9 protein-coding genes and 1 pseudogene are annotated in these 3,877 nt (G+C 39.4%); all 10 read left to right on the top strand.

The genetic code is table 11. The features are described from left to right. Positions 1 to 273, top strand: a pseudogene (gene rplB / locus BWI44_RS03845) (50S ribosomal protein L2); the annotation flags it as partial. Between the two features lie 20 nt (positions 274 to 293). Beyond that, positions 294 to 563: a 30S ribosomal protein S19 gene (gene rpsS, locus BWI44_RS03840; RefSeq protein WP_002558070.1), complete on the top strand. Its 270-nt coding sequence runs from the start codon at positions 294 to 296 to the stop codon at positions 561 to 563. Between the two features lie 34 nt (positions 564 to 597). Then, positions 598 to 1,008 (top strand): 50S ribosomal protein L22, encoded by a 411-nt coding sequence (gene rplV, locus BWI44_RS03835; RefSeq protein WP_007662145.1) that lies wholly within the window; start codon positions 598 to 600, stop codon positions 1,006 to 1,008. A gap of 5 nt (positions 1,009 to 1,013) precedes the next feature. Next, complete coding sequence (gene rpsC / locus BWI44_RS03830) at positions 1,014 to 1,745, top strand: 30S ribosomal protein S3 (RefSeq protein ID WP_007212072.1); 732 nt, start codon at positions 1,014 to 1,016, stop codon at positions 1,743 to 1,745. A 23-nt stretch (positions 1,746 to 1,768) separates the two neighbouring features. Continuing rightward, a complete protein-coding gene (gene rplP / locus BWI44_RS03825; RefSeq protein WP_007212073.1) occupies positions 1,769 to 2,203 on the top strand; it encodes a 50S ribosomal protein L16 in 435 nt (144 codons plus the stop codon). Between the two features lie 5 nt (positions 2,204 to 2,208). Further along, entirely contained in the window at positions 2,209 to 2,406 is a 198-nt protein-coding gene (rpmC, locus tag BWI44_RS03820; RefSeq protein WP_007212074.1) for a 50S ribosomal protein L29, read from the top strand. After that, complete coding sequence (rpsQ, locus tag BWI44_RS03815) at positions 2,403 to 2,672, top strand: 30S ribosomal protein S17 (RefSeq protein ID WP_007662150.1); 270 nt, start codon at positions 2,403 to 2,405, stop codon at positions 2,670 to 2,672. The genes rpmC and rpsQ overlap by 4 nt, the downstream gene beginning before the upstream one ends. A gap of 2 nt (positions 2,673 to 2,674) precedes the next feature. Beyond that, positions 2,675 to 3,040 (top strand): 50S ribosomal protein L14, encoded by a 366-nt coding sequence (gene rplN, locus BWI44_RS03810; protein WP_007212076.1) that lies wholly within the window; start codon positions 2,675 to 2,677, stop codon positions 3,038 to 3,040. 20 nt (positions 3,041 to 3,060) lie between these two features. Beyond that, a complete protein-coding gene (gene rplX / locus BWI44_RS03805) occupies positions 3,061 to 3,393 on the top strand; it encodes a 50S ribosomal protein L24 (protein WP_007662153.1) in 333 nt (110 codons plus the stop codon). After that, the coding region (gene rplE / locus BWI44_RS03800; protein ID WP_286811700.1) for a 50S ribosomal protein L5 at positions 3,393 to 3,877 on the top strand (485 nt) is incomplete at its 3' end. The genes rplX and rplE, both read left to right, overlap by 1 nt.

The following is a 3,877-nucleotide window of genomic DNA, read 5'->3' as shown; positions in this document are numbered from 1 at the left end:
CTTAGCACTTGTAAAGCTACTATCGGTAGTGTTGGTAACTCAGATCATGGGTTGGAAAGTTCAGGTAAAGCTGGACGCTCTCGTTGGATGGGTCGTCGCCCGCGTAACCGTGGTGTTGTTATGAACCCGGTTGATCACCCGATGGGTGGTGGTGAAGGACGTGCTTCAGGAGGACACCCAAGATCTCGTAAAGGATTGTACGCTAAGGGACTTAAGACAAGAGCTCCGAAGAAACAATCGTCTAAGTATATTATTGAGAGAAGAAAGAAGTAATCTGATTAATTGAGTAAACTATGAGTCGTTCATTAAAAAAAGGTCCGTATATTAACGTTAAGCTTGAGAAGAAAGTTCTTGCTATGAATGAATCAGGCAAGAAAGTTGTTGTTAAGACTTGGGCCAGAGCTTCAATGATTTCGCCTGATTTCGTAGGCCATACAGTTGCAGTTCATAACGGAAATAAATTTATTCCTGTATACGTTACCGAAAATATGGTAGGTCATAAGTTGGGCGAATTTGCTCCAACTCGTACTTTCAGAGGACACGCTGGTAACAAGAAAAAATAACAGGATTTATCTGAAATAATAAAGTATAAATATAATGGGAGCAAGAAAAAAAATATCGGCTGAAAAAAGAAAAGAAGCCCTTAAGTCCATGTATTTTGCAAAGTTGCAGAATGTTCCTACTTCCCCTCGCAAAATGCGTCTCGTGGCTGACATGATTCGCGGGATGGAAGTGAACAGAGCACTTGGCGTTTTGAAGTTTTCTTCAAAAGAAGCAGCTGCCAGAGTTGAGAAATTACTGCGCTCTGCAATTGCTAACTGGGAGCAGAAAAACGAACGTAAAGCTGAAAGTGGCGAGTTATTCGTAACAAAGATTTTTGTTGATGGTGGTGCTACACTCAAGAGAATGAGACCGGCTCCGCAGGGTAGAGGTTACAGAATTCGTAAGCGTTCAAATCACGTAACGTTGTTCGTTGGTTCTAAAAGTAATAACGAAGATCAAAATTAAGGTAAATGGGACAAAAAGTTAATCCAATAAGCAACCGTTTAGGAATTATCAGAGGATGGGATTCCAATTGGTATGGTGGAAATAATTACGGCGATTCTCTGCTGGAAGATAGCAAGATTCGTAAATATTTGAACGCTAGACTTGCAAAAGCTAGTGTATCAAGAATCGTAATTGAACGTACACTGAAACTCGTGACTATTACCGTTTGTACTGCACGTCCGGGTATTATTATCGGTAAAGGTGGCCAAGAAGTTGATAAGTTGAAAGAAGAGTTGAAGAAGGTTACCGATAAGGATATTCAGATCAATATCTTCGAAGTGAAAAGACCTGAGTTGGATGCTGTTATTGTTGCTAATAATATCGCTCGTCAGGTAGAGGGAAAGATTGCCTATCGCCGTGCCATTAAAATGGCTATCGCTAACACTATGCGTATGGGTGCTGAAGGTATCAAAATTCAGATTTCAGGACGTTTGAATGGCGCTGAAATGGCTCGTTCTGAAATGTATAAGGAAGGAAGAACTCCGTTGCACACTTTCAGAGCAGATATCGACTACTGTCATGCAGAAGCATTGACGAAGGTTGGTCTTCTCGGTATTAAAGTTTGGATCTGTAGAGGTGAAGTTTTTGGTAAGAGAGAATTAGCTCCGAACTTTACGCAAAGCAAAGAAAGCGGTCGTGGAAGCAATAGCGGAAACAATGGCGGAAAGAACTTCAAAAGAAAGAAAAATAATCGCTAAACGAATTTGAATTTTTAGGAATTATGTTACAACCGAAAAAGACAAAATTCAGAAGACAACAAAAAGGCCGTCAAAAAGGTATTGCCCAGAGAGGTAATCAGTTGGCTTTCGGTTCTTTTGGAATTAAGGCTTTGGAAACAAAATGGATTACAGGCCGTCAGATCGAAGCTGCTCGTATTGCAGTGACAAGATATATGCAACGTCAAGGACAAATTTGGATTCGTATTTTCCCGGATAAACCTATTACCAGAAAACCTGCAGATGTACGTATGGGTAAAGGTAAGGGTGCTCCAGAGGGCTTTGTTGCCCCTGTTACTCCAGGAAGAATTATTATCGAAGCTGAAGGAGTATCTTATGAAATCGCAAAAGAAGCTTTGCGCTTAGCTGCACAGAAGCTTCCTATTACAACGAAGTTTGTTGTGAGACGTGATTATGATATTCAAAATCAAAATGCGTAATGGATATGAAAATAGCAGAAATTAAAGAAATACCTACCAATGATCTGGTAGAAAGAGTAGAGGCAGAAGTGACAAACTATAATCAAATGGTTTTAAATCATTCTATTTCTCCTTTGGATAATCCTGCTCAGATCAAACAATTACGCAGGACTATTGCGCGTATGAAAACAGAATTACGCCAAAGAGAACTTAACAATAAATGATGAGCTTGATGGAAGCAAGAAATTTAAGAAAAGAAAGAACTGGGGTTGTGCTGAGCAATAAGATGGATAAAACCATTACAGTAGCAGCTAAGTTTAAAGAGAAACACCCCATATATGGTAAGTTCGTTAGCAAGACTAAGAAGTACCATGCTCATGATGAAAAAAATGAGTGCAATATCGGTGATACTGTACTTATTATGGAGACTCGTCCTTTGAGCAAGACTAAAAGATGGAGATTGGTAGAAATAATTGAAAGAGCTAAGTAATTATGATACAAGTAGAATCCAGAATTACAGTATGTGATAACAGTGGAGCAAAAGAAGCTCTCTGTATTCGCGTTTTGGGCGGTACGGGTCGTCGTTATGCTTCAGTAGGGGACGTAATTGTTGTTTCTGTAAAGAGCGTCATCCCTTCAAGTGATATTAAAAAAGGTGCAGTGTCTAAAGCTTTGATCGTACGTACTAAGAAAGAAATCCGTCGTCCCGATGGTTCTTATATACGTTTTGATGATAATGCTTGTGTGTTGTTGAACAACGCAGGCGAGATTAGAGGTAGTCGTATTTTCGGTCCGGTAGCTCGTGAACTTCGTGCTACTAACATGAAAGTTGTGTCACTCGCTCCTGAAGTACTTTAATTTTGTAAAAGATTTAAGTAATGAGTAAATTACATATTAAAAAAGGCGATACAGTTTACGTAAATGCTGGTGAAGACAAAGGCAAAACTGGTCGTGTGTTGAAGGTTCTTGTTGATAAAAATCGTGCAATTGTTGAAGGTATCAACATGGTGTCCAAGAGCACTAAGCCTAATGCAAAGAACCCCCAGGGTGGTATTGTGAAGCAGGAAGCTTCTATCCATTTGTCTAACTTGAATCCCGTAGATCCTAAAACGGGTAAAGCCACGCGTATCAGTCGTAAAGTAACTATTGATGAAAATGGTAAGAAGACTATTGCACGTGTTTCTAAAAAATCAGGAGAGGAGATTAAGTAATGAGTAATACTGCTAGCCTTAAGAAAGAATATGTAGAGCGTATTGCGCCTGCATTGAAATCACAGTTCCAGTATTCTTCTGCAATGCAGGTACCCGTACTTAAGAAGATTGTTATCAATCAGGGTTTGGGTATGGCTGTTGCTGATAAGAAGATTATCGAAGTGGCAATTAATGAAATGACTGCTATCACAGGTCAGAAAGCTGTAGCAACCATTTCTCGTAAAGATATCGCTAACTTTAAGTTGCGTAAAAAAATGCCTATTGGTGTTATGGTAACTTTGCGTCGTGAGAGAATGTACGAATTTCTTGAAAAATTGGTTCGTGTAGCTCTTCCTCGTATCCGTGACTTCAAGGGTATTGAAAGTAAGTTTGATGGAAAGGGTAACTATACTCTTGGTATTCAGGAACAAATCATTTTCCCTGAAATTAATATCGATAGTATTACCAGAATTCTCGGAATGAATATTACCTTTGTAACCTCTGC

This window comes from Bacteroides sp. Phil13 (assembly GCF_001940965.1).
Classification (GTDB): domain Bacteria; phylum Bacteroidota; class Bacteroidia; order Bacteroidales; family Bacteroidaceae; genus Bacteroides; species Bacteroides intestinalis.
This window is presented reverse-complemented; position numbering and strand designations above follow the sequence as displayed.

Bases quoted from the DNA above. Each gene is read 5' to 3' on its own strand.
- rplP (WP_007212073.1), top strand. From the start codon at position 1,769: ATGTTACAACCGAAAAAGACAAAATTCAGAAGACAACAAAAAGGCCGT.
- rpmC (WP_007212074.1), top strand. From the start codon at position 2,209: ATGAAAATAGCAGAAATTAAAGAAATACCTACCAATGATCTGGTAGAA.
- rplN (WP_007212076.1), top strand. From the start codon at position 2,675: ATGATACAAGTAGAATCCAGAATTACAGTATGTGATAACAGTGGAGCA.
- rpsS (WP_002558070.1), top strand. From the start codon at position 294: ATGAGTCGTTCATTAAAAAAAGGTCCGTATATTAACGTTAAGCTTGAG.
- rpsQ (WP_007662150.1), top strand. From the start codon at position 2,403: ATGATGAGCTTGATGGAAGCAAGAAATTTAAGAAAAGAAAGAACTGGG.
- rplX (WP_007662153.1), top strand. From the start codon at position 3,061: ATGAGTAAATTACATATTAAAAAAGGCGATACAGTTTACGTAAATGCT.
- rplV (WP_007662145.1), top strand. From the start codon at position 598: ATGGGAGCAAGAAAAAAAATATCGGCTGAAAAAAGAAAAGAAGCCCTT.
- rpsC (WP_007212072.1), top strand. From the start codon at position 1,014: ATGGGACAAAAAGTTAATCCAATAAGCAACCGTTTAGGAATTATCAGA.